This window comes from Novosphingobium sp. BL-A-41-Hi4B-X5A (genome assembly GCF_055521705.1).
This window is the reverse complement of sequence record NZ_CM145500.1, coordinates 496,133-520,009: the sequence shown is the minus strand read 5'-3', so window position 1 is coordinate 520,009 and position 23,877 is coordinate 496,133. Positions and strand designations below refer to the sequence as shown.

Annotated in this window: 23 protein-coding genes; 15 read left to right on the top strand and 8 right to left on the bottom strand. The window is 63.0% G+C overall.

The features are described 5' to 3' along the window. Positions 1-27: 27 nt before the first annotated feature. From ppdK to ACZ1JY_RS02320, 3 genes are all read right to left on the bottom strand, one after another. Entirely contained in the window at positions 28-2,691 is a 2,664-nt protein-coding gene (ppdK, locus tag ACZ1JY_RS02330; RefSeq protein WP_465130233.1) for a pyruvate, phosphate dikinase, read from the bottom strand. Between the two features lie 64 nt (positions 2,692-2,755). Next, on the bottom strand, positions 2,756-5,140 hold the full coding sequence (glyS, locus tag ACZ1JY_RS02325; protein WP_465130232.1) for a glycine--tRNA ligase subunit beta: 2,385 nt from the start codon (positions 5,138-5,140) through the stop codon (positions 2,756-2,758). After that, complete coding sequence (locus ACZ1JY_RS02320) at positions 5,137-6,054, bottom strand: glycine--tRNA ligase subunit alpha (RefSeq protein WP_465130231.1); 918 nt, start codon at positions 6,052-6,054, stop codon at positions 5,137-5,139. Before ACZ1JY_RS02320 ends, glyS begins: the two co-directional genes overlap by 4 nt. A 141-nt stretch (positions 6,055-6,195) precedes the next feature. Between ACZ1JY_RS02320 and ACZ1JY_RS02315 the strand changes: the two genes are divergently transcribed. From ACZ1JY_RS02315 to ACZ1JY_RS02285, 7 genes are all read left to right on the top strand, one after another. Next, the gene (locus ACZ1JY_RS02315; protein ID WP_039331181.1) at positions 6,196-6,399 is read left to right on the top strand and encodes a helix-turn-helix transcriptional regulator; all 204 of its coding nucleotides are present in this window, start codon (positions 6,196-6,198) and stop codon (positions 6,397-6,399) included. Further along, positions 6,377-7,036, top strand: coding sequence for a hypothetical protein (locus ACZ1JY_RS02310; protein ID WP_465130230.1), 660 nt, complete (start codon positions 6,377-6,379; stop codon positions 7,034-7,036). The genes ACZ1JY_RS02315 and ACZ1JY_RS02310 overlap by 23 nt, the downstream gene beginning before the upstream one ends. 60 nt (positions 7,037-7,096) lie before the next feature. After that, positions 7,097-8,014 (top strand): TraB/GumN family protein, encoded by a 918-nt coding sequence (locus ACZ1JY_RS02305; protein WP_465130229.1) that lies wholly within the window; start codon positions 7,097-7,099, stop codon positions 8,012-8,014. Continuing rightward, complete coding sequence (locus ACZ1JY_RS02300; RefSeq protein ID WP_465130228.1) at positions 8,011-8,928, top strand: TraB/GumN family protein; 918 nt, start codon at positions 8,011-8,013, stop codon at positions 8,926-8,928. The genes ACZ1JY_RS02305 and ACZ1JY_RS02300 overlap by 4 nt, the downstream gene beginning before the upstream one ends. 119 nt (positions 8,929-9,047) lie before the next feature. Then, a complete protein-coding gene (locus ACZ1JY_RS02295) occupies positions 9,048-9,653 on the top strand; it encodes a 50S ribosomal protein L25/general stress protein Ctc (protein WP_118073987.1) in 606 nt (201 codons plus the stop codon). Between the two features lie 305 nt (positions 9,654-9,958). Beyond that, positions 9,959-10,528 carry an aminoacyl-tRNA hydrolase gene (gene pth, locus ACZ1JY_RS02290; protein ID WP_168903252.1) on the top strand — a complete coding sequence of 190 codons (570 nt, stop codon included), beginning with the start codon at positions 9,959-9,961 and terminating at the stop codon, positions 10,526-10,528. A gap of 154 nt (positions 10,529-10,682) precedes the next feature. Then, the gene (locus tag ACZ1JY_RS02285) at positions 10,683-11,042 is read left to right on the top strand and encodes a PEP-CTERM sorting domain-containing protein (protein ID WP_168903251.1); all 360 of its coding nucleotides are present in this window, start codon (positions 10,683-10,685) and stop codon (positions 11,040-11,042) included. 13 nt (positions 11,043-11,055) lie between these two features. Here the strand turns inward: ACZ1JY_RS02285 and ACZ1JY_RS02280 are convergent, their stop codons facing one another. Then, complete coding sequence (locus ACZ1JY_RS02280) at positions 11,056-12,501, bottom strand: tetratricopeptide repeat protein (protein ID WP_465130227.1); 1,446 nt, start codon at positions 12,499-12,501, stop codon at positions 11,056-11,058. Between the two features lie 252 nt (positions 12,502-12,753). Here ACZ1JY_RS02280 and ACZ1JY_RS02275 point away from each other — a divergent pair, with 252 nt between their 5' ends. Further along, positions 12,754-13,470: a cistern family PEP-CTERM protein gene (locus ACZ1JY_RS02275; protein WP_465130226.1), complete on the top strand. Its 717-nt coding sequence runs from the start codon at positions 12,754-12,756 to the stop codon at positions 13,468-13,470. A 58-nt stretch (positions 13,471-13,528) separates the two neighbouring features. Here the strand turns inward: ACZ1JY_RS02275 and ACZ1JY_RS02270 are convergent, their stop codons facing one another. Further along, positions 13,529-15,034 carry a tetratricopeptide repeat protein gene (locus ACZ1JY_RS02270; protein WP_465130225.1) on the bottom strand — a complete coding sequence of 502 codons (1,506 nt, stop codon included), beginning with the start codon at positions 15,032-15,034 and terminating at the stop codon, positions 13,529-13,531. A gap of 113 nt (positions 15,035-15,147) precedes the next feature. On the opposite strand from ACZ1JY_RS02270, the gene ychF reads away from it, so the two are divergent. Further along, a complete protein-coding gene (gene ychF, locus ACZ1JY_RS02265) occupies positions 15,148-16,248 on the top strand; it encodes a redox-regulated ATPase YchF (protein WP_465130224.1) in 1,101 nt (366 codons plus the stop codon). 3 nt (positions 16,249-16,251) lie between these two features. Here ychF and ACZ1JY_RS02260 read toward each other — a convergent pair whose 3' ends face one another. Continuing rightward, the gene (locus tag ACZ1JY_RS02260) at positions 16,252-16,647 is read right to left on the bottom strand and encodes a MerR family transcriptional regulator (RefSeq protein ID WP_465130223.1); all 396 of its coding nucleotides are present in this window, start codon (positions 16,645-16,647) and stop codon (positions 16,252-16,254) included. Positions 16,648-16,691: 44 nt separating this feature from the next. Here ACZ1JY_RS02260 and ACZ1JY_RS02255 point away from each other — a divergent pair, with 44 nt between their 5' ends. From ACZ1JY_RS02255 to ACZ1JY_RS02245, 3 genes are read left to right on the top strand one after another with little or no spacing between them, the layout of a single operon-like run. Then, positions 16,692-17,453, top strand: a complete 762-nt coding sequence (locus tag ACZ1JY_RS02255) for a MauE/DoxX family redox-associated membrane protein (RefSeq protein WP_465130222.1) — start codon at positions 16,692-16,694, stop codon at positions 17,451-17,453. Continuing rightward, the gene (locus ACZ1JY_RS02250) at positions 17,423-18,319 is read left to right on the top strand and encodes a DUF1206 domain-containing protein (protein WP_465130221.1); all 897 of its coding nucleotides are present in this window, start codon (positions 17,423-17,425) and stop codon (positions 18,317-18,319) included. The genes ACZ1JY_RS02255 and ACZ1JY_RS02250 overlap by 31 nt, the downstream gene beginning before the upstream one ends. Positions 18,320-18,362: 43 nt before the next feature. Next, complete coding sequence (locus ACZ1JY_RS02245; protein ID WP_118073997.1) at positions 18,363-18,809, top strand: MaoC family dehydratase; 447 nt, start codon at positions 18,363-18,365, stop codon at positions 18,807-18,809. Between the two features lie 4 nt (positions 18,810-18,813). On the opposite strand, the gene ACZ1JY_RS02240 is transcribed toward ACZ1JY_RS02245, so the two are convergent. After that, positions 18,814-19,308, bottom strand: coding sequence for a hypothetical protein (locus ACZ1JY_RS02240; RefSeq protein WP_465130220.1), 495 nt, complete (start codon positions 19,306-19,308; stop codon positions 18,814-18,816). Then, positions 19,308-21,107, bottom strand: a complete 1,800-nt coding sequence (mutL, locus tag ACZ1JY_RS02235) for a DNA mismatch repair endonuclease MutL (protein ID WP_465130219.1) — start codon at positions 21,105-21,107, stop codon at positions 19,308-19,310. The genes ACZ1JY_RS02240 and mutL overlap by 1 nt, the downstream gene beginning before the upstream one ends. A 188-nt stretch (positions 21,108-21,295) precedes the next feature. On the opposite strand from mutL, the gene ACZ1JY_RS02230 reads away from it, so the two are divergent. From ACZ1JY_RS02230 to ACZ1JY_RS02220, 3 genes are read left to right on the top strand one after another with little or no spacing between them, the layout of a single operon-like run. Beyond that, positions 21,296-22,342, top strand: coding sequence for a rod shape-determining protein (locus ACZ1JY_RS02230; RefSeq protein WP_039331208.1), 1,047 nt, complete (start codon positions 21,296-21,298; stop codon positions 22,340-22,342). A gap of 50 nt (positions 22,343-22,392) precedes the next feature. Beyond that, on the top strand, positions 22,393-23,325 hold the full coding sequence (mreC, locus tag ACZ1JY_RS02225; protein ID WP_240946581.1) for a rod shape-determining protein MreC: 933 nt from the start codon (positions 22,393-22,395) through the stop codon (positions 23,323-23,325). Beyond that, positions 23,325-23,876: a rod shape-determining protein MreD gene (locus tag ACZ1JY_RS02220; protein ID WP_240344675.1), complete on the top strand. Its 552-nt coding sequence runs from the start codon at positions 23,325-23,327 to the stop codon at positions 23,874-23,876. The genes mreC and ACZ1JY_RS02220 overlap by 1 nt, the downstream gene beginning before the upstream one ends. Position 23,877: the final 1 nt, after the last annotated feature.

Below are 23,877 nucleotides of genomic sequence, written 5' to 3'. Positions count from 1 at the left end.
CCCCGGGGAAACACTCCAGATAGGTTATCAGCCCAACGCCGCCTGCGCCGCTGCAAGCCGTGCAATCGGCACGCGATAGGGGCTGGCAGAGACATAATCGAGGCCAGTCTTCTCGCAAAACGCGATCGAGGCCGGATCGCCGCCGTGTTCGCCACAAATGCCGAGCTTGATGTCAGGCCGCGTCTTGCGGCCACGTTCTGCAGCCAATTCAACGAGTTGGCCGACGCCTTCGATGTCGAGGCTGACGAACGGGTCACGCGGGTAGATGCCCTGGTCGACGTAAGGGTTGAGGAAGCGCGCGGCATCGTCGCGGCTCACGCCCAAGGTCGTCTGCGTCAAGTCATTGGTACCGAATGAGAAGAACTTGGCCTCCTCGGCGATCTCGCCCGCCATCAGCGCAGCGCGCGGCAGTTCGATCATGGTGCCGACCATATACTCCAGAGTCCGGCTCTTCTCGGCAAAGACTTCAAGCGCGACCCGGTCAACCAGCGCGCGCAGTATTTCCAGCTCCTTGCGCGTGGCGACCAGCGGGATCATCACTTCCGGGATTGGCGCGTCGCCGCTCTTCTCGGCAACGTCGCAGGCCGCTTCGAAGATGGCGCGGGCCTGCATCTCGTAGATTTCCGGGAAGGTGATGCCGAGGCGGCAGCCGCGGTGGCCGAGCATCGGGTTGAATTCGTGGAGTTCCCCGGCGCGGCGCTTGAGGTGCTCGACGCCAAGCCCGGTGGCTTCGGCAAGTTCGGCAAACTCGGCATCGGCGTGGGGCAGGAATTCGTGCAGCGGCGGATCGAGCAGGCGGATCGTGACGGGCAAGCCCGCCATGACCTCGAAGATCGACTGGAAGTCGCTGCGCTGCTCGGGCAGCAGCTTGGCGAGGGCAGCGCGGCGGCCAGACTCATCCTCGGCGAGGATCATCTGGCGCACCGCGCTGATGCGACCTGCTTCGAAGAACATGTGCTCGGTGCGGCACAGGCCGATGCCCTCGGCGCCGAACTGGCGCGCGACCTGGCAATCGAGCGGCGTTTCCGCGTTGGTGCGCACCTTCATGCGGCGGTGCTTGTCGGCCCAGACCATCAGCGTGCCGAAATCGCCGACAAGTTCGGGCTCCACGGTGGGCACAAGGCCTGCCATGACATCACCGTTCGAACCATCGAGGGTGATCACGTCGCCCTCCTTGACCTCGCGGTTGCCGATGCGGGCGGTGCGGCTGGCCATGTCGATCGAGACGCCCGAGGCGCCCGAGACGCAAGGACGGCCCATGCCGCGCGCGACCACGGCGGCGTGGCTGGTCATGCCGCCACGCGCGGTGAGGATGCCCTTGGCGGCATGCATGCCATGGATGTCTTCCGGCGAGGTTTCGACGCGGACGAGGATGACGGCGTCGCCGCGCTCGGCGCGGGCCTGCGCGGTATCGGCATCGAACACCACTGCGCCCGAAGCCGCGCCCGGCGATGCGGGGAGGCCCTTGGTCAGCACATCGCGCGGAGCCTTCGGGTCAAGCGTGGGATGCAGCAGCTGGTCGAGCGCCATCGGGTCGATGCGCTTGATCGCGGTCGCCTCGTCGATCAGGCCCTCGGCCACCATGTCCACCGCCATCTTGAGCGCGGCCTTGGCGGTGCGCTTGCCTGAGCGGGTCTGCAGCATGAACAGCTTGCCCTGCTCGACGGTGAACTCGATGTCCTGCATGTCCTTGTAGTGCTTTTCGAGCAGTTCAAAGACGGCGGCGAGTTCGGCGTAGGCCGCAGGCATCGCCTCTTCCATCGACAGCGGCTTGGCCCCTGCCCGTTCGCGCGCGGCGAGCGTCAGGTACTGCGGGGTACGGATGCCGGCGACGACGTCCTCGCCCTGGGCATTGACCAGCCATTCGCCGTAATAGGCCTTCTCGCCGGTCGCGGGATCGCGGGTGAAGGCGACGCCGGTGGCCGAGGTATCACCCATGTTGCCGAAGACCATCGCCTGCACGTTGACGGCGGTGCCCCAGTCATGCGGGATGTCGTTGAGCTTGCGGTAGACCTTGGCGCGATCCGACTCCCAGGAGTCGAACACGGCGCCGATGGCACCCCAGAGCTGTTCGTGGACGTCCTGCGGGAACGGGCGGCCGAGCTGTTCGGCAACGATGGCCTTGTATTCGCCGACAAGCGCCTGCCAGTGCTCTGCGCCCAGCTCGACATCGTTGAAGAAGCCGTTGTCTTCCTTGACGATTTCCAGCGCGTCCTCGAAGCGGTGGTGATCGAGGCCGAGCACCACGTCGGAATACATCTGGATGAAGCGGCGGTAGCTGTCCCAGGCAAAGCGCGGATCGCCGGAGCCTGCGGCGAGGCCTTCGACGGTCTGGTCATTGAGGCCGAGGTTGAGGACGGTGTCCATCATGCCCGGCATCGAGACGCGCGCGCCCGAGCGGACCGAGACGAGCAGCGGGTTCGTCGCATCGCCGAAGGTGCGGCCGGTGGCCTTCTCGATATGCGCAACGCCATTGGCGACGCCTGCACGCAAGGCATCGTCGAAAGTCTTGCCGCTCGCATTGTAGGCGGTGCAGACTTCGGTGCTGATGGTGAAGCCCGGGGGTACCGGCAGGCCGATGCCCGCCATCTCGGCGAGGTTCGCGCCCTTGCCGCCAACGATGGTCTTGTCCTTGGCCCGCGCGTCCGAAGACGATGCGCCGCCGCCGAAATGGAATACGTATGCGCTCATGCCGCCAACGAGGCTCCCTGCGTGTGCTTGTTCTTGCCGGAACGGGCCCGGAGTCGGCCCGCTCTTAGCCTTCTATGCGCGAAAAGTCCGCAACTTTGTGCACTGCAGCACGGAAGCGGTCAAGCAGCGCGAGACGGCTTGCCCGTTTGTTCGCGTCTGCATCATTGACTGTCACCTGATCAAAAAACGCATCGATCGGGCCGCGCAGGGTGGCCAGTGCCGCCATTGCTGCAGTAAAATCTTCTGCAGCAATAGCGCCAGTGGCCTGCGGTTCCGCCGAGTTCAGCGCATCGACCAGTGCCTGTTCGGCAGGCTCGCGGGCATAGTTGCATTCGGGATGCGCAAACTGCGCCGCGACACCTTCGAGCGCGGGATCATCGACCAGCACAAGCGGGTCTTCCTCGCCAGTTGGGGGCACGACGCCCTCGCCTTCGGACCCGGCGTTGGGGTTGGCGGCGAAGCCTTCCTTCTTGAGGATGTTCGCGGCGCGCTTGTAGCCAGCGAGCAGGTTGGTGCCGTCCTCGGTGCCGACGAAGGCCTGCAGGGCGTGGACGCGGGCGAGCAGGCGAACGAGATCGTCCTCGCCACCGAGCGCGAACACGGCGTCGATCAGGTCATGGCGGACGCCTGCTTCGCGTTGCTGGACTTTGAGGCGGTCAATGAAAAACTCATAAAGCTTTATCATGCCTTGGCCGTACTTTTGGCCAAGTTTCTGAACTTCAACCTCTGCCTTGGTGTTCTCCAGAACCGTTTCGACGAGTGCAGGTGTGACTTCGCCCGCCCTTTTTACCAACTCATGCAAAAAGTTCCGTACACCCGCGAAGCCTAGTCTAACTTGCCTGTCAGAATAATATCCCGCGGCCTCGATCATTACGAAAGCCAACTTTGCAGACAAACCGTTTTTAACGATTAGGTTGATAACTGCTAGAGCTTGCCGCCGAAGTGCAAACGGATCTTTCGATCCAGTCGGCTCCATTCCCTCTACAAAGAAGCCAACCAGCGTATCCAGCTTGTCCGCCAGCGCCACGGCCACCGTCACCGGCGCGGTGGGCACTTCATCGCCCTGCCCCACGGGCTTATAGTGATCGCGGATGGCATCGGCTACGGCATCCGGCAGGCCTTCGGCGCGGGCGTAGTAGCCGCCCATCAGGCCCTGGAGTTCGGGGAATTCGCCGACCATTTCGGTGACGAGGTCGGCCTTGCACAGGCGGGCGGCGAGTTCGGCTTGGTCGGCGAGGGTGGCGCGCGCCTCCCCCTCTCCCAACCCTCTCCCCTCAAGGGGAGAGGGCTTTACGATGCCTTCTTCCACCAGCCAGCGGGCCAGTTTGGCGACGCGTTCGACCTTGTCGGCCACCGTGCCGAGCTTCTCGTGGAACGTGATGCGCTCAAGACCCTTTGCATGATTGGCCAAGGTTCTGCGCTTGGTTGGATCGATTTCGCCACGAGAGCCACGCTCAAATTGATCGCCGAGCCAAAAGTGGCGGGCATCGGACAGGCGCGCGGCGAGGACCTTGCGGTTGCCGTCGACGATGGCGGCGCCGCCGTCCTTGGCCTCGATATTCGCGGTGCAGACGAAGGCGTTGGCGAGCTTGCCTGCGCTGTCGCGGCAGATGAAGTACTTCTGGTTGACGCGCGCGGTGAGCTGAATGACTTCGGGCGGAACGTCGAGGAAAGCCTCGTCGAAGCGGCCGAGCAGCGGGACCGGCCATTCGGTGAGGCCGGCGTTCTCGATCACCAGACCTTCGTCCTCGACCAGCGCGAGGCCGGCGGCCTCTGCGGCAGCCTTGGCCTTTTCACGCACCATCGCCTCGCGCTCGACATGGTCGACGATGACGTGGCAGGCGCGGAGCTTTTCGGCGTAGTCATGGGCGCTTCCGATGGTGATTTCACCGGGGCAATGGAAGCGGTGGCCGCGCGTGGCGTAGCCGGACTTTACGCTGCCGATCTCGCACTCGACCAGATCCTCGCCGAAGATGGCGACGATGCCGGAGAGCGGGCGCACCCAGCGCAAGCTCTCGGTGGAGAGCGAGGCTGCGCCCCAGCGCTGGCTCTTGGGCCAGGGGAAAGCGCGAATGATCGCGGGGATGGCTTCGGCGAGCACGTCCTTGGTGGCGCGGCCGGGCTTTTCGGTCACTGCAAACCAGACGCCATCGCGCTCGGTCAGCTGGTCGCGGGGCAAGCCGGTCTTGCGCAGGAAGCCTTCGAGCGCCTGTTCGGGCGCGGAAGTCTTCGGACCCTTGGTTTCCTCGGATACGGCCTCGGTCGCCAATGGCAAATCGCGGGCGATCAGCGCGAGACGGCGTGGGGTGGACCAGACGGTGATTTCGCCTGCCTTGAGGCCAGCGGCGTCCAACTGCTTGCGGAACAGCTTTTCGAGATCGGCGCGGGCGCCTAACTGCATGCGGGCCGGGATTTCCTCGCTGCGCAGTTCGAGAAGGAAATCGGTCACTTGCTCCACTCCGGATACTTGGCCGCCCACTGATCGGCGTTCTTTTCCATGTAGGCCTCGCACGAACCGCGGGCGAGATCGCGAACGCGGCCCATGTAGCTGGCGCGCTCCTGCACAGAGATCACGCCGCGCGCCTGCAACAGGTTGAACAGGTGGCTGGCCTCGATCGCCTGCTCGTAAGCGGCGATGGGAACGCCGGCATCTAGGCTGCGCTTGCACTCTTCCTCGGCGCGGCGGAAGCCTTCGAACAGGCTGTCGGTATCTGCGACTTCGAAGTTCCACTTCGACATCTGCTTCTCGTTTTCGAGGAAGACATCGCCGTAGGTAACGCCGTGGTTGTTGAACTTGAGGTCGTAGACGTTGTCGACGCCCTGGATGTACATGGCGAGGCGTTCGAGGCCGTAGGTCAGTTCGCCCGCGACGGGCTTGCAATCGAAGCCGCCCATCTGCTGGAAATAGGTGAACTGGGTGACTTCCATGCCATCGCACCAGACTTCCCAGCCGAGGCCCCATGCGCCCAATGTCGGGGATTCCCAGTCGTCCTCGACGAAGCGGATGTCGTGGACCAAGGGATCGATGCCGATCTCGACCAGCGATTGCAGGTAGAGTTCCTGCAAGTTCTCCGGGCTTGGCTTCAGGATCACCTGATACTGGTAGTAGTGCTGCAGGCGATTGGGGTTTTCTCCGTAGCGGCCGTCGGTCGGGCGGCGGCAGGGCTGCACGAAGGCCGCGTTCCATGGCTCGGGGCCCAATGCGCGCAGGGTGGTGGCGCTGTGGAAGGTCCCTGCCCCCATGCGCATGTCATAAGGCTGAAGGATCAGGCAGCCCTGTTCGCTCCAGAAAGCATGAAGGCGCAGGATCATGTCCTGCAGGCTCAGGGGGGCGCGGGGAGGCATGAGTTTTGTGTCGGCCATGGTCGCGCGGCTTTGGCCGATGCGCACGCCCAAATCAACCGGGAAGCGCCACGCCAACTGCTATGTCAGGTCTTCTTGACACAGTCAGCGAATCACGACATATTGTCAGCCTAACCTGACATATGGACAGGTCAGCATGACATGAACAACCGATTGAGAGTTTTGCGCGCCGAGCGACAGTGGAGCCAGGCTGATCTTGCCCTGAAACTCGACGTGTCACGCCAGGCGGTGAACGCGATCGAGACGGGCAAGCACGATCCTTCGCTCCCCCTTGCCTTCCGCATCGCGCGCTTGTTCCAACTTCGTATCGAGGAGATCTTCGATGATGGTTTCCAACATGACTGACGATCAGACTGACCCGCCGACCATGAGCCTTGGCACTCTTGCCATGCGCATGTTCGGCGCGACGGTGGCGGCTGTGTTCTTCTCCGGCGCGGCGGCTGGCCTGATCGGCGCGCTTGGCAAGGAAGAGCCGGTCAAGCCGATCGGATGGGTGATCATGGGCGTGTTTGCCACCCTGACCGTGGCCGCATTCTGGTTCGCCTGGGTCAGTGCGCGCCGGTATTATCGCGAGAATGGTCCTCTCACGCCTCGCGCCCGTCGCGCAACGATCAGCGCCATAGCGGCAAGCGGTATCGGCCTCGTCCTGGGGATGTGGATGAGCGTGGCGGGCGATGTGAACAGCCAGCCATTTGATGAGGCCGCCGGGCCTCTGCAGCCGAGCGTTGCTGCCGCACTTATCGCCATCATCGTGCTAGTGATCGCGCCGATCACGTGGTTCTGGCACCGCAACATCGACGAGCACGAGGAGCAATCCTATCGCACCGGGGCGTTGATCGCGCTCTACTTCTACAGCGCCGCAGCGCCGATCTGGTGGCTGGGCCATCGCGGCGGGTTTCTGCCGCCGGTTGATGGAATGGCGATCTACCTTGCCACCATGTCGATTTGGGGTGTGGTCTGGTTCCGCCAGCGCCATCTCTGACGCCGCACCTTCACACCTTCATTTCCCTGCAACCTGTTTACGGGCACAAGGAGCCTGATGATGAAACGCGCCCATCGTACATTCGCCGCCACGGTCGCCCTCGCCGCCTTCGCCTTTGCCGGAACGGTCCAAGCCGAGGCGCCTGCTGCCAAGCCTGCAGCGGAGGCACCTGCGCCAAGGCAGTTGAAGCCTGCGTTGTGGAAAGTGGCCGATGCCGACACCACCATCTACCTGTTCGGCACGATCCATGCTCTGCCGAAGGGCCTGGTCTGGCTGGACGGGCCGATCGGGCAAGCGCTGGATGGCTCGGAAGAACTCGTCACCGAGATTCCGGAGATTCCGGCAGCCGAACAGCAGAAGTCCGTCATGGCCATCGGACTGCTGAAGGGGGAAACCCTCCGTTCGTTGATGAACGATAACGACCGTGCGGCCTATGAAGCGCTGCTGACGAAGCTGAAGATACCGGCGGAGGCCTTCGATCCGCTCGAGCCATGGCTTGCCGGGATCACGCTGGGCGTCATGCCCTATGCCATGGCGGGTTACGGCGCCGACAGCGGCGCGGAGGCTGTGCTGCGCAAGACTGCAGTGGCCAAGGGCAAAAAGCTCGGCGCGCTCGAAACGGTGGACTTCCAACTTGGCCTGTTCGACCAGTTGCCGCGCGAGGCGCAGCTCAAGTTTCTTGGCGAAGCGGTACGCGATTTCGACAAGAGCTTTGCCATTATCGGTTCGATGACCGACGAGTGGGGCACGGGTGACCCTGAAGGTCTGGGCAAGCTGATGAACGAGAACATGGACGATCCGGAGCTGGCTGAAGCCCTGCTCTACCAGCGCAACCGCAACTGGGCCTCGTGGGTCCGCAAGCGGCTCGAACAGCCTGGGACCGTGTTCATCGCTGTGGGCGCAGGGCATCTCGCCGGTGTGAACAGCGTGCAGGATGTGCTGAAGCAGCAGGGCGTGGTCAGCACCCGCGTCCAATGATGCAGCTGTTGCGCTACGTCCCGCGCCTGTTGTGGGCAGTGATACCGGCATTGCTGCTGGGCATGGCTGTAGCCTGGATCGAGCGTGGCAAGCCTGCGCCTGCGCCGGACACACGCGTGGCGCTGTGGCAGATCGAGGACAAGACCGGGACGGTGCGCGGATATATGTTCGGCACCGTCCATGCCCTGCCGCCGGAAACGCAATGGCTGCGGCCTGCTATCGGCGAGGCGTTGGCCAAGGCGGACCGGCTGGTGCTGGAAATTGCCGAGCCGCTGAACCAGACGGTGGCGGGCGAGGCGCTGGCGGATCTTGCCGGGACCGAGGGGCTGCCACCGCCTTCGCAGCGGCTTGCCCCGGCGTACCGAGACAAGTTGGCCGAGGTCTATCGCAAGCTGGGCCTGTCGGATGCGGACTTTGCCGATACCGAAAGCTGGGCGGTGGCGCTGCAACTGGCGGCGATTGCCGGGCAGAAGGCCGGGGCCGATCCGGACAGCGGGGCAGAACCTGCCTTGCGCAAGCTGGCCGGAAACAAGCCCGTTGCAGGGTTCGAGACGATCCACAGCCAGTTCGGCGTGTTCGACACCCTGCCCGCGCGTCAGCAACAGGTGCTGCTGCAGGAAGTGACGGTCGAAGCGGCGAGCGACAAGGACGAGGAGGCCGACATGGTCGCGCTCTGGCTCAAGGGCGACGACCTTGGCATCGCGCGCGAAGCGAACGAGGGGTTTCTGGCGGATGCCGGCCTGCATCAGGCGCTGCTGACCGATCGCAACCGGGACTGGGCCGATCAGCTGGACGCGATGTTGAAGGGGGGTGCCAAGCCCTTCGTGGCAGTCGGCGCGGCGCATCTGGCGGGGTCTGACAGCTTGCAGCGCCTGATGATGGCGCGTGGGTGGACGATCAGGCGGGTGCCTTGAGCTTCCATTGATTCCTTGCATTTCCGCCCAAACCCGCTAAGGGCCGCCGCTTCCCTGTCATGGTCATCCCTGGAGGCGTGGCGGAGGAAGTGTGATTAACTCAGCTGAAGGTACTGACAATGAGCGAAACGCTGCATCTGTCGGCCGAGACGCGCGAACGGGCTGGCAAGGGAGCCTCCCGTGTTCTGCGTCGCGAAGGCCGCACCCCCGCCGTGATCTACGGCGGCAACGAAGAACCCATCGCGATCCACCTTGAAGAAAAGGCGCTGAACAAGGCGCTGGGCACCGGCCACTTCTTCAACTCGGTCGTCGAGCTCACTGTCGGTGGCAAGACCATCCGCACCCTCCCCAAGGACGTCGCCTTCCACCCAGTGACCGACCGTCCGCAGCACGCAGACTTCCTGCGCGTTTCGAAGGACTCGGTCGTGCACGTGGACGTGCCGGTGGCCTTCATCAACGAAGAGAAGTCGCCGGGCCTCAAGAAGGGCGGCATCCTCAACGTCGTCCGTCACGAGCTGGAAATGATCTGCGCTCCTGACGCGATCCCCGACGACATCATCGTTGACGTTGCCGGCTACGAAGTTGGCGATTCGATCCACATCAGCGCCGTCACCCTGCCCGCAGGCGTGAAGCCCGCGATCTCGGACCGCGACTTCACCATCGCGACGATCGTGGCCCCCTCCTCGCTGAAGAGCGAAGAAGGCGACACCACGAAGGAAGGCTGATAGCCCGACTTGGCCCTGCTCCGGCAGGCGCGCTAAAGAGATACCCCTTTCGCTGCGCGCGGGAGGGGTTCTTTTTTGGGTGACGGGTTTGCGCTATGCCCATGCCCACCCCCAACCCCTCCCGCCTGCGGGAGGGGTGAAGAAGATGGTGCCCTGCCGCCTGCGGGAGGGGTATAAGTGCTCTGCCGATACGCCCTCCCGCAAGCGGGAGGGCTGGGAGACTTGGCCTTGCGCAGCAAGGCTTAGTCGGACGGGGTGGGCATGCTCGCCGCTCAAGCACTATCGAACGAAGGAACCCCACGCACATGCAACTCTGGGTTGGCCTCGGTAATCCTGGACCGCAATATGCGCTCCATCGCCACAATGTCGGCTTCATGGCGCTCGACACGATCGCCGAGGTCCACAACTTCGGGCCGGTGCAGAAGAAGTTTCAGGGCTGGCTGCAGGAAGGCCGGATTGGCAACCACAAGGTCCTGCTGCTCAAGCCCGCGACCTTCATGAACGAGAGCGGGCGATCCGTGGGCGAAGCGATGCGCTTCTACAAGCTGGGCATGGACGCATTGACGGTGTTTCATGACGAGCTCGATCTTGCGCCATTCAAGGTGAAGGTGAAGCAGGGCGGCGGCACGGCCGGCCACAATGGCCTGCGCTCGATAGATCAGCATCTGGGGGCCGATTTCCGGCGCGTAAGGCTCGGCATCGGCCATCCTGGGCACAAGGACCGCGTAACCGGGTATGTGCTGGGCGGATTTGCCAAGGCAGAGCAGGATGACCTGATCGAGATGCTGGGAGCCATTGCTTCTGAAGCGGGCTGGCTTGCTTCGAAAGATGACGTTCGTTTCATGAACGACGTTGCCATGCGGCAGAAGGGGTGACTGTCTGGAAACAAACGGGAAACACATTCCGTCGTCCCTCTTTACATCTTCCGTCGGCCCAAAGGCCGTTAACCACGCCACGCCCTGTAAATATGAAGTTGGCACCGGTTTTGCTTAGCAAGGTGCAGACTGCAATTAACCAACGGGGGTTAACATGAACATTCGCTCAATCGCCATCGCCATTGCAGCAACTGCGGGCCTGTCTGCCGCTTCGCCGGCAAACGCGACCTGGTGGCTTACGCACAAGCACTATTGCAACTGCGGGCACAGCGGCGGTTCCTCGCTCTGCGGGGGCACGACATCTTCAGGTGGTACGACCACCACTTCGGGGGGCACCACAACGACTTCGGGCGGCACCACCACTACGTCCGGTGGCACCACGACGACCTCGGGCGGCACGACCACCACTTCGGGCGGTACGGCAGTGCCGGAGCCGGGCATGCTGGGCATGATGACTCTCGGCCTGCTCGGCATCGGTTTTGCACGCTCGCGCAAGAACAAGCCCCGCGCCTGACGCTATCCCGCTATCAGGTGCCGGTCTGCGCCTGATAGCGGGCCAAAGTGCTGCGAAATACGGCGTTGGTCGGCTCGGCCGAACTTGCCTTGCGAAGCAGGTCGATTGCCGTGGGCATATCCCTTCCAGCCCGGGCGCGGACCAAGCCTGCCATGTACAACGTATCAGGATCATCGGGACGCAAGGCGCGAGCCTTGTCCGCAGCCTTGATCGCCTCCTCGCCTTTCCCGACATGGCTGAGGGCAAGCGCCAGTCGCTTGAGGACTTCTGCGTCGTCACCTGAATGCGCGAGCTGCGCATAGGCCTCCGCAGCGGCACTCCAATCTTCACGCGCCAATGCCGCCTGACCCTCAGCTGCCAATGTCTTGATCTGTCCCGCCTGGGCGGCACGCAACCGCGCGCGCAGCAGCGCTGCATCAACAAGACCCGCTGCCTCGGCCGCCTTTGCCGCCAGCTCGAGCTCGCGCGGACCAGCCAACTGGCTGGCGGCAAGAGGCCGTACCGTTCCGAAAGCGGCAAGCGAATCTCCGGTCGCCAGTTGCGCTTCGGCCAGCATGATGCGGGCAAAAGGATTGTTCGGCGACCGCGTGAGTGCCCTTTTGAACATCGCTCTGGCCTGTTCGGGATGTCCGGTCCGCAACATCGCCTCGGCATAGCTGAGCCCGTTGGCGGACAGGGGATCAAGATCCCGCTCCTGCTTTGCCAGCAGCGAACGAACCTTTTCCCATTCGCCTTTCATCGACGCAAACTGCACCTGCAGATCCCGCACGCGCGGATCATCTGGCGCAATCGCAGCGGCCCGCGAAGTCATGGCCAGCGCATCGTCGAGCTTTCCCTGAAGATCGAAAGCGTATGCCCTTGCAATCCATGGGTCGGGCACGCGCGGGTACTTCTCGGCCATCTGTTCGAGAACTGCGTGCGCTTCTGCAAATTTGCCCCGTCTTACCGCGATGTCAGCGCCGATCAGCGATGCATCGAATGCCCCTGCATCCAACTTCGACAGAGCTTCGACCTGCCGTGATGCCGCGTCGAGATCCTGCGCTGTGATGAGGAAGCGCGCATAGTCGCGAAGGAGAAGCGCATCGCCCCCCGCTGCTGCGCCCCGCTGCAAAGCAGCGAACGCGCCCGCTGTGTCTCCCTTGACAGACAACGCGGCGGCCCTGACCCGCTCTGCGGCAGACGACGCATCCTGCCCGAGAAGTGCCAGCGCCTCGTCCACATTGCCACGCAAGACGGCCGCCTCGGCACGGATCAGCGACAATTCGGCCTGTGATCCGCCCGAGCGTTCCAAGCGTGAGGCCGTGGCGGTTGCTCCCTCGCCATCGCCTAACCGGAGCTGCACTGAAGCCAGCATGCGAAGAATTGCCGGATCGTCACCAGCTTCGGCCAGAGCCGCCGTGAGGTCAACCTTGGCTGCGCCCAGTTCCATTCCCGCAATCTCACGTTCTGCGCGAGCCAAACGATCAGCGACATCATCGCCGCAACCAGTGAGGGCAAGAAGGAGGGCAAGTGCGAGGCGGGACGTCATGAGCGTTAGATGCCATGCACCGCTGAATCTTTGGTGAAAGTGGAGGAGGTTCGATGGTCGCGCCTGTCGAGAAATCTTACGACCACGTAGTTGTTAATCATTACAAATGGCTGAAATCCGTAATTGGCACAGTGATTGCTTTCCTGACAATTAACCGAATTTCGGTTCAGGGGAGCAGTTTCGATGACCTTCAGAAAAGTTCTCGCGGGCCTCGCTGCCAGCGCAGCAATGATGGCAGCCGCACCTGCCTTTGCCGATTCCGTTACGCTCGGCTCGGGCGATATCGGCAACAGCTTCACGCTGAATTATGACGGTTTCTCCGGCGGGACAACGATCAACGGCCTTACCGGCTCGACCACGTTCAAGCTGACCGGCATCTCCGGCAACGATTACACGTTCGATTACAGCGTTTCCAACACCAGCTCATCGCCGGTGACGGATTCGCGCATCTCGAGCTTTGCGTTCAACACCGATCCCACCATCTCGTCGGCCGCCAGCACCGGTGCATTCTCGTACACAACGCTGAACTCGAACTATCCGAACGGCATTGGCACCGTCGACGTGTGCTTCAAGGATGCCCAGACCGGTAGCTGTGCCGGCGGCGGCAGCGGCGGTCTGACGCTTGGCGAAACCGGCACCGGTTCGTTCACGCTGAGCTTCTCGCAGCCGGTCAGCTCGCTGACGCTCAGCGACTTCTATGTGCGCTACCAGTCGATCAGCGGCGTACCGGGCATCAGCTCGGCCAGCGGATCGGGCACGCTGAGCAGCACGGGCGGATCTACGGGCGGTACACCTGTTCCCGAGCCGGGCATGCTGGGCCTGTTTGGCATCGGACTCGTCGGCCTCGCCATGGCACGCCGTCGCCAGACTGCGCCGCGCCGTCTCGCGCTCGCAGCCTGACAGCAGCGGAAATTCGCGGAAGGGAGCCTGCAGACGCGGGCTCCCTTTTCGTTTGCGTTCAGCCCTTCTCGGCGCTGCGCAAGTGCCCTGCAATGGTGGCATTGTCTGGAGCCTTGGCGGCGGCTTCGCGCAGAAGGGTCAGCCCGCGAGAACGGTCCTTGCCGCTCTCGACCAGAAGCCAGCCCAGCGTATCGAGGACCGATGCACTCGTCGGCGCGGCCTTGTAGGCACGCTCGGCAAACTCTATCGCCTTGGCCTTGTTGCCGACCATCCCCTGGGCATAGGCCATATTGTTGAGGATCAGCGGGTTCTTCCCATCCGTCACGGCAAGCAGACGCTCGTAGGCGGCAATGGCATTGCCCCAGTTGGACTGCTTCATTGCCGTGTCGGCCTGAGCCAGCGTTGCCGCCAGCGCCTGTGCTGACGGAAACTTCGCCTTTTCCGCCAGCCTGGCCGCTGCCGGGTCACCCGAAGCCTCTGCAGCTTTCGCCAGAAGACGCAGATCTTCGGCGTCGGCTGTCTGGATTTCGGCGAAGGGGCGCATCGTCTCGACTGCGCCACGAGCGTCGCCAGCAGCCAGTTGCGCCTTGGCGAGTTCACGACGGAGTGTTGCACTGCCGGGATTGCGGTTGAGCAACGGCTGCAACTTGGCCCGCGCCTGCTCGGGCTGCTTCAAGGCTACGAGTGCTTGTGCGTAAAGCACAGTCGCTTCTTCCTTGTCGGCCAATTGGCTTTCATTTGCCTGGAGAATGCTTCGGACAGCGCCCCAATCACCGCGCGATGCGGCGGCACGCGCCTGAAGGTAGGCGACCTGCCCCCCGCCTTTCACTTCTGCCAGCGACTTCAGGACCTCGTCCATTTCCTTCGCACGCCCGAGATCGCCGAGGACTGCGGCCTTGCCAGCAAGAGCGGCAAGATTGCCCGGGTAAGCCTTGGTTGCCGTGTCGTATGCCGCCAGCGCTTCAGCCAGCCTGCCTTCGGCCGTTGCCACCTCAGCCTCTGCCAGAAGAACATCGATCATCGCGCCGTCCGCCGCCTTCGCGCGATCCACCAATGAGCGAGCCTGCTTGATATCTCCGCCCATCAGGCTGAAGCGCGCATAATCTGCCAGCAGGCGCGCATCGGCCTTGCCCGCAGCCCCCGCTGCAAAGGCTTTCGCAGCCCCCTCCCGGTCGTCCTTACCCAGCAGGGCAAGAGCGCGAATGCGGTTAGCGGCAGCCGAAGTGTCCGTACCCAAAGCCGCCATTGCCTCATCCGGAAGACCGCGCAGCAGCATCGCCTCGGCCATAAGCAGCGCAAAATCAGCGGGGCGCCGGCTCTCGGGGAGTTTCCCCAACGAAGCGCCAGCGGCAATGCCATCGCCCATGGCAAGGGCATTGCGGGCATGAAGTTCAAGGAGCGCAGGATCCTGTGGATTTGCTTCGAGTGCAGCCGCCAGATCGACCTGCGCGGCGCGATAGTCATGGGCCTGGAAAGATTTGCGCGCGCGATCGGCTCGCTCTTGCGGACTGTCGGTGCAGGCTGCCAGCAGCAGCGGCAAGGTCAGGAACGCCAGCTTCTTCATCGCAAATCTCTCCACGCTTGAAGCGCTTACTGCGCTCAATCCCTGAAATTTCCGTGAAGGTTTCCAAATCCGCCGCGCCCCGCTAAAGGCGCGGCCAGCCAAGGAGTTTGAAGATGGGTTTTCGTTGCGGGATCGTCGGCCTTCCCAACGTCGGCAAGTCGACGCTGTTCAACGCACTGACCGAAACGCAGGCGGCGCAGGCGGCGAATTATCCGTTCTGCACGATCGAGCCGAACGTCGGCAACGTGGGCGTCCCCGACCAGCGTCTTGACACTCTCGCCAAGATTGCGGGCAGCCAGAAGATCATTCCGACGCAACTGGGCTTTGTGGATATTGCCGGCCTCGTGCGTGGCGCGTCAAAGGGCGAAGGCCTTGGCAACCAGTTCCTCGGCAACATTCGTGAAGTGGACGCCATCGTTCACGTGCTGCGCTGTTTCGAGAACGATGACATCCAGCATGTCGACAACAAGGTCGACCCGATCTCGGACGCTGAAACGGTCGAGACGGAGCTGATGCTTTCGGACCTCGAGAGCCTTGAGAAGCGCGTGCCAGCTGCCGAGAAGAAGGCCAAGGCGGGCGACAAGGAATCGAAGGTCATTGCCTCGGTCCTGGGTCAAGCGCTCGAACTTCTGCGCGAAGGCAAGCCTGCCCGGCTGACCCAGCCAAAGGATGACGAGGAAGCCCGCGTGTTCAAGCAGGCCCAGCTGCTGACCGCCAAGCCGGTGCTTTATGTCTGCAACGTCGAGGAAGAGAGCGCAGCGGAGGGCAACGCTTTCTCCGCCCGGGTGTTCGAGAAGGCAAAGGCCGAGGGCGCCAATGCGGTGATCGTTTCGGCCGCGATCGAGTCCGAACTTGTGGGAATGGATCCGGAAGAGCGGTCGGTGTTTCTCGAGGAAATGGGCCTGCACGAAACCGGCCTCGCCCGCGTGATCCGCGCCGGGTATGAGTTGCTGCACCTGATCACCTTCTTCACCGTCGGCCCCAAGGAGGCGCGCGCTTGGACCGTGCATCTCGGCGCCAAGGCTCCTGAAGCGGCGGGCGAAATTCACTCCGACATGCAGCGCGGTTTCATCCGCGCCGAGACCATCGCCTATGACGATTTCGTCAGCCTCGGGGGCGAAAGTGCGGCGCGCGACGCAGGCAAGCTGCGGCAGGAAGGCAAGGAATACGTGGTGAAGGACGGTGACGTCCTCCACTTCAAATTCAACGTCTAAGCCTCAATTTTCGAAGGCGGCGATGATCGGACAGGGGCCGGCGCCGCCTTTCGCACATTCGCGGGCAAGCTTGCGAAGCGATTGTCGCGCTGCCTCCAGCCGCGCGATCTCATGCTCGATCGCCTCGAGACGAGCTTTTGCCATCTGTCGCGCGCGCGGTCGGTCGTGTCCGGCATCGAGAGCGAGCAATTCGGCGATCTCCGACAGCGTGAAGCCGGCGCCTTGGGCGCTGCGCACAAAGCGGAGGCGCCGCAGATCGTCCTCGCCGTAATGCCTGTGGCCTTCCCTGCCGCTGCGGGTTGGCCGGGGATCGTCCAGCAAGCCTTTGCGTTGATAGAAGCGTACCGTCTCGACGCCGACGGCGGCGCTTCTGGCGAGCTCGGAAATCGTCATCGCCATATCGCTTGACTCCGTACCATGGTACGCAGGTTATAGGTCCTTGCATGACAAACGCACAGACCCCGACTCGAACCGCCGTGCTCTATCGCATGGTCATGCCCAAACACATCTGCCCCTATGGCGTGAAGGTGAAGCACCTGCTCGAGCGCCAAGGTTATGAGGTGGAAGACCACTGGCTGCGGACACGAGAAGAAACCGATGCCTTCAAGCAGGCACATGACGTCAAGACTACTCCGCAAGTGTTCATCAACGGACAACGCATTGGCGGGCACGACGATACGCAGCGCTTCCTTGGCCTGAAAGTGGCCGATCCTGATGCGACGAGTTACGTTCCCGTCCTGGCCGTTTTCGCGATCGCTGGGGCCTTGGCTCTTGCCGTCAGTCATGCGACTTTCGGCACGCCCTTCACACAAAGGGCGATTGAATGGTTCATTGCCTTCGCCATGGCCCTTCTCGCCATGCTCAAGCTGCAGGACGTCGACCGGTTTGCAACGATGTTCCTGGGTTACGACTTGCTGGCGCGGCGATGGGTGCCCTACGCCTATCTCTATCCATTTGGGGAAGCGCTTGCTGGCGTTCTGATGGCGGCGCGAGCACTGCCCTGGCTGTCCATTCCGATTGCCCTGTTCATCGGTACCATCGGCGGCATCTCGGTCTTCTACGCAGTCTATGTCCAGCGGCGCGAGCTCAAGTGTGCCTGCGTAGGCGGGTCGGGGCGCGTTCCGCTGGGGTTTGTTTCGCTCACCGAAAATGTGGTGATGGTTGGCATGGCTTTGTGGATGCTGTTCATGCCGACGATGAGCTGACTGCCCGGCACCGGTTGGCCTCCGGCGCGTTCCATGCCCGAACAGGAAAAAGGAACGCGCTGGTGGTCGACAAGTCGGAGAAAGTGGTGTGGCTGGCGCGAGTGGGATTTGCCGCACGCGGCCTCGTCTACGTCCTGTTGGGATATCTCGCGCTGACAGCGGAAAAGTCTGACATCGATGATGGCGCCGGCGATATCTTTCGGGTGCTGAACGCGATCCCGGGTGGCCCGGTTGTCCTGTATGTCGCAGCAGCAGGCCTGCTAGGTTACGCGATGTATCGGCTTTCTGCGGCGCTCTTCGATATCGAGCGCAAGGGCACTTCCTGGAAGGGGCGTGCATCGAGAGTGGGCTATCTCACCAGCGCTGTGATCCATCTCGGTCTTGCCTGGACAGCCGCACGGATCGCCAGCGGCGCACGTGGCGCAGGTGAAGATTCGTCCGCACAGATGGCTGGTGGCGTGCTTGATTTCCCCTTCGGCAGCACTCTTTTGGGCATTATCGGCGTGGGTATCCTGATTGCAGCAATATTCCAGGCACGCAGCGCCGTGACGGCGGGCTTTATGCGCCACATTTCCCCACACGCGCCCAGCTTCACATGCTGGATCGGCCGTGCCGGGCATGCTGCGCGAGCTGTGGTTATGGTCCTGATCGGGTGGTCACTGCTGCGCACCGCGTGGTTCGGCGAGAGCCAAGAAGTCGTCTCGCTGGGGAAAGCCATCAACAATCTGCGAGACATGGAGACTGGCTTCCAGTTCGTGGCAGCAGGACTTCTGCTCTTCGGCATCTTCAGCATCATCACCGCGCGATACCGGATCATCCCAGACCCTACCCCGCCTGCCAAGGGTCTGCGGGCGATCACGATTTAAGCGCGCGATTGACTTTGGACTTCCATGCAGCGAACCTCGTCGAATGATGTACTTCGAAGATATAGAACCCGGCGCGGTCCAGCGGTTTGGAAGCTATGCCGTCAACCGCGAAGAAGTAATCGAATTTGCGTCAAAATATGACCCGCAGCCTTTTCACTTGAGCGACGAGGCAGCAGCAGAGACCCATTTCGGTCGGCTGTCTGCCAGCGGCTGGCATACTTGCGCCATGACGATGGCGATGCTGGTGGAGAACCTGAAGGAGCGCAAGCAGGCGGGGCTTGGCTCGCCGGGCCTCGACGAGATCCGCTGGCTCAAGCCGGTCTATCCCGGCGATACGCTCAGCGTCGAAACCGAGATTGTCGACAAGAAGCGGAGCTCGTCGAGGCCGGAAATGGGGAGCTTCCGCTCGAACGTCAGGGTATATAATCAGGACGGCGTGGTGGTGATGACTATGAAGTCGATTGGCCTGATCCGCACCAGAGAAGCCTGAGGCTTCAAATCGCCTTGCACTGGACGTCCCCCGTCGCCTCGTAGACCGGGCGCTCGAAGGCGTCGGTCACGACCATCTTTCCCTTGAACTGCTCGGTCGTGCCGACCGGCGTGACCGGCCCGACCGTGGTCAGTGTGACAGCGTTCTCCTTGCCGGTGTAGCGGGAGAAACTGCCTTTGGGCAGCTTCGCCGAACCGGCATCCGGAGCGAGAACCTGAACGTGATCGCCGTACTTGATCACGCCTCGCTTGTCCTGCGCCAGAAGCACTGCGCCGAGACCGCCACCATCGGCGACAAAAGCGCAGCCGGTGCCGTGGAGCTTGTTGATGGTGATGTCAGGATAAAGGATCGGCTGCAGATCCAATGCCTTGACTGGAGGTTTACCGTCCTGCGCGGCGTTGACGGCGGCAATAGCTTCGGCGTCGGTCGGCTCCTTTTCGGAGCAGGCTGCCAAGCCGAGAAACAACAGCGAAATCAAGGCCAAACGTCGGTGCAGCATCACTTTCTCCCGAACAGCTTCTCGATGTCACCGTGCGCCAGCTTCACCCACGTCGGGCGACCATGGTTGCATTGCCCGGAGCGCGGCGTCACTTCCATTTCGCGCAACAGGGCGTTCATTTCGGCAACCGAAAGCTGGCGGCCTGCGCGGACGGAGCCATGGCAAGCCATGGTGGCGAGGACCAAGTCGAGTTTTTCGCCCAGGAGCAATGCGTCGCCATGATGCGCAAGATCGTCAGCCACGTCGGCAACAAGCTTGGCCGGATCGCCCTTTGCCAGAGCCGCAGGCACCGCGCGGACCAGCATGGCGTTCGGCCCGAAGCGCTCCAGCGCGAGACCGAACTCGGCAAGCTTGGGAGCAGCTTCTTCCAGCCTGTCGCACGCGACTTCTTCGAGTTCCACAACTTCCGGGATCAACAACGCTTGGGCAGGCGCGGTGCCCTGCCCCGCCCCGGCCGCGCGCAGCCGCTCGAGCACGAGACGTTCATGCGCCGCGTGCTGGTCCACAATTACAAGACCGTCTTCCGCCTCTGCGACGATATAAGTGTTGGAGATCTGTCCCCGGGCAACGCCAAGGGGGTGCTGCGCGGATTCGGTAACCGGCTCGATGGCGACTTCGGCTCGCGCCTGTGGCGGCGCGAGAACGGATTGCTCGTAGCCACGCCACGCTTGTCCAGCCTCGCTTACGCGCAGCTCGGGATGCCATTGTTGCGAGAACATGCTTGCCTGGGAGCCAGGTGATGGTGACGGCACGATCGGCTCCGCCTGCCATGCCGCCATCGCGCTCGCCGCAGGGGCTTGTGCACTACGCTGGTCGCCAGTCGACAAGGCATGACGCAGGCCTGAAACCACCATACCGCGAACCAGCGCCGGATCGCGGAAGCGGACTTCGGACTTGGCGGGATGGACATTGACGTCGACTTCGGTCGCCGGGACCTGCAGGAACAGTGCGAGCACCGCGTGGCGATCGCGTGCGAGCATGTCGGCATAGGCTCCGCGCACTGCACCGATCAGCAGGCGATCCTTCACCGGGCGACCATTGACGAACAGGTACTGGTGATCGGCAACACCGCGATTGTAGGTCGGCAACCCGGCAATGCCAGTGAGGTGGTAGTCGCCCCGGTACAGGTCTACCTCGACGGAATTACCGGACAACTCTCGGGCAACAAGTTGAGCCACGCGCGCTTCGAGCGTGTCTCCGGCCTGCACATGCAGCGCCCGGCGCCCATCGTGTTCGAGCGTGAAGCCGAGATCGGGCCGGGCCATGGCGAGGCGACGAACAACGTCGGACGCGGCCGCCCATTCCGAACGCGGGCTGCGCAGGAACTTGCGGCGGGCAGGAATCTTCTCGAACAGTTGCTCCACGCGCACTCGGGTACCCGGGGGAAGCGCCGCGGGTCCTTCTGCCACGAGCGTGCCATTGTCGACCACGCGCTTCCAGCCCTCGGCGCAGCCTTGCGGCCGGGATTCGATGGTGACGCGGGCGACCGAGGCGATCGACGGCAAGGCTTCTCCTCGAAACCCGAGGGTTTCGACCATCTCGATCGCCTCGTCCGGAAGCTTGGACGTGGCATGGCGTTCGAGTGCCAGCTCGATCTCGTCGGGGCGCATGCCGCACCCGTCGTCGGACACCTCGATCAAGGCCAATCCGCCTTCGGACAAGCGCACGTGGAGATGGCTTGCGCCTGCGTCGATGGCGTTTTCAACCAGCTCCTTGAGCGCGCTTGCGGGGCGCTCGACCACCTCTCCGGCAGCAATGCGGTTGATGAGCGTTTCGGGAAGGCGGCGGATGACTCGCATGGTCCTGTCACAACTAGCGCCGAAGCCGATTTATTTCGAGACAAGCGGTGAAGTTATCCGTCCAATCCCGCACAAACCCATGGGCTTTGCGACAACCGCCTGCTAGGAAGCCGCCTTCCCGGGCGCACTTTCTGGAGGGGTCTGGCGCGTGCCCGTGCGCCAAACCGCAGATTATCACGGATTCTTAGATGGCTTCGATCTTTTCCCGATTCTTCAAGTTCGGTTCCCAGAACATCGCGATCGACCTCGGCACGGCCAACACACTGGTTTACGTGCAGGATCGCGGCATCGTGCTGAACGAACCTTCAGTCGTCGCCATCGAGACGATCAACGGGATCAAGCGGGTCAAGGCCGTGGGCGACGACGCCAAGATGATGATGGGCAAGACACCCGACAACATCGAAGCCATCCGCCCGCTTCGGGACGGCGTGATCGCCGACATCGAAGTCGCCGAGGAAATGATCAAGCACTTCATCCGCAAGGTGCACGGATCCAAGAGCCTCCTGCGCTACCCCGAAATCGTGATCTGCGTGCCATCGGGTTCTACCAGCGTGGAACGCCGCGCCATTCGTGACGCGGCCAGCAATGCCGGTGCGAGCCAGGTCTACCTTATCCTTGAACCAATGGCGGCTGCGATCGGCGCGGACATGCCCGTGACCGAGCCAGTCGGCTCGATGGTTGTCGACATCGGCGGTGGAACCACCGAGGTTGCCGTACTTTCGTTGCGTGGTCTTGCCTATACGACGTCGGTACGCGTGGGCGGCGACAAGATGGACGAAGCGATCGTGTCCTACGTCCGCCGTCATCACAACTTGCTGATCGGTGAAGCCACGGCGGAGCGCATCAAGAAGGACTACGGCATCGCCACGGCCCCGGCCGATGGAATCGGCGAGACGATCCACATCAAGGGTCGAGATCTGGTAAATGGCGTGCCGAAGGAGATCACGATAACGCAGGCGAATATCGCCGAAGCGCTGTCCGAACCGATCGGCGCGATCGTCGAAGGCGTGCGCATCGCACTCGAAAACACGGCGCCCGAACTTGCCGCCGACATTGTCGACCAAGGCATTGTGCTCACTGGTGGCGGTGCACTGATCCGCGGTCTCGATGAGCATCTGCGCGAGGAAACCGGCCTGCCTGTCAGCGTCGCTGAAGATCCGCTGTCGTGCGTGGCTCTCGGCACCGGGCGCGCCATGGAAGACCAGATCTACCGCGGCGTGCTGATGACCGCCTGAGGCAATTCAGGTATTGCTGACACACATGGGTTGCATCGCGGCGCGGTTCCATGCGCCGGATTGAAGGGGTTGAACGGATGGCGCGGTCGCAGGACCGGCGCCCGGGCTATTCGCGCAGGGCGCAGTACGGAATCTTCACCGGCTACGTTGTCGCCATTCTTGGCGTCGTGGCGGGTGTTGCCGTGCTAGTCACTTCGCTCGTAAATCCGGATGCATTCTCCTTTGCACGAAGCGCGGCTGCCGAAGTCGCCCGGCCAGTCGGTAGGGCCGGCGCGACCGGGCGCACAACCGGTCAGGGCGTGTTCGCTGCGATTGGAGCCTACTTCAATGCCGGTCGCCAAAATGCCGAGCTGCGCCGGGAGGTGGAGGAAGCACGAGCAAACGCGGTTTCGATGCAATCGCTGCAGAATGAGAACCGCAGGCTCAAGTCACTGCTTGGTATCGTCGATCCGCAACGCAAACCCGTCGCGACTGTGCGGCTGATCGGATCGACCGCGGCGAGCACGCGGCGCTATGCCATCATCGATGCCGGAACATCGAGTGGTGTGCGCCCAGGGCTTCCGGTACGGGCGGCGTCAGGCCTGATCGGCCGCGTGGTGGAAGCTGGTCCGGGCACGGCCCGCGTTCTGCTCGTCACCGATCCCGAAAACGTCGTTCCCGTAAAGAGGGCCCGCGATGGGTTGACCGCCTTTGTCCAGGGGGCCTCCAACGGCCGGATAGACATCCGCCTGATCAATCAGGGCATCAATCCGGTCAAGGCTGGCGATGTATTCGTGACGTCGGGATCCGGCGGCCTTTATCCGCCCGGCATCCCGGTGGCGGTGGCAACAGAGCCGCATCGCGACGGCGCTATCGGGCACCTTGCCGCAGATCCCGCGGACAACGAATTCGTCATTGTCGAGCCCGCCTACAGCGCGGCTGCTCGTGCAGAGATGGAAGCAATCGAGGAACGTGGCGCCAAGAGCGCCGCAGGGGAGCCATAGTGCTCGGCCCGCTGCGCGGAACGCCCGAAGAGATCGCGCGCAAGCGGATCAATCGCGAGCCTTGGCCGGTCCTCGCAATTGGGCTTCCATGGGCCACGATCATGCTGGCTTCGATGGCGAGTTTTTCGCCAGTTATAGCCTCAGCGCCGGTAATGCCGCCATTCGCCTACATGATGCTGCTTGCCTGGCGCATGATGCGCCCCGGCATGCTGCCACTGTGGGCCGGCCTGCCGCTGGGACTTGTCGATGATCTGTACTCGGGCATGCCGTTCGGATCGGGCATCGTTCTGTGGTCTGCGACGATGCTCGTCATGGAACTGATTGACGAAAAGTTCCTGTGGCGTGGCTTTGTGCAGGACTGGCTGGCCGCGAGCGCGTTGATCGCCGCATATCTGTTCCTGACATCCACGTTGGCAGGCCTTGCAGTCGCTTATCCTCTGCCGACCGTGATCGTGCCCCAGTTGCTGATTTCGGTGGTGCTGTATCCGGTCATTACGCGACTGGTGGCGTTGCTAGACCGCATCCGCCTGCTTCCGCTGAAGAGGATCTGAC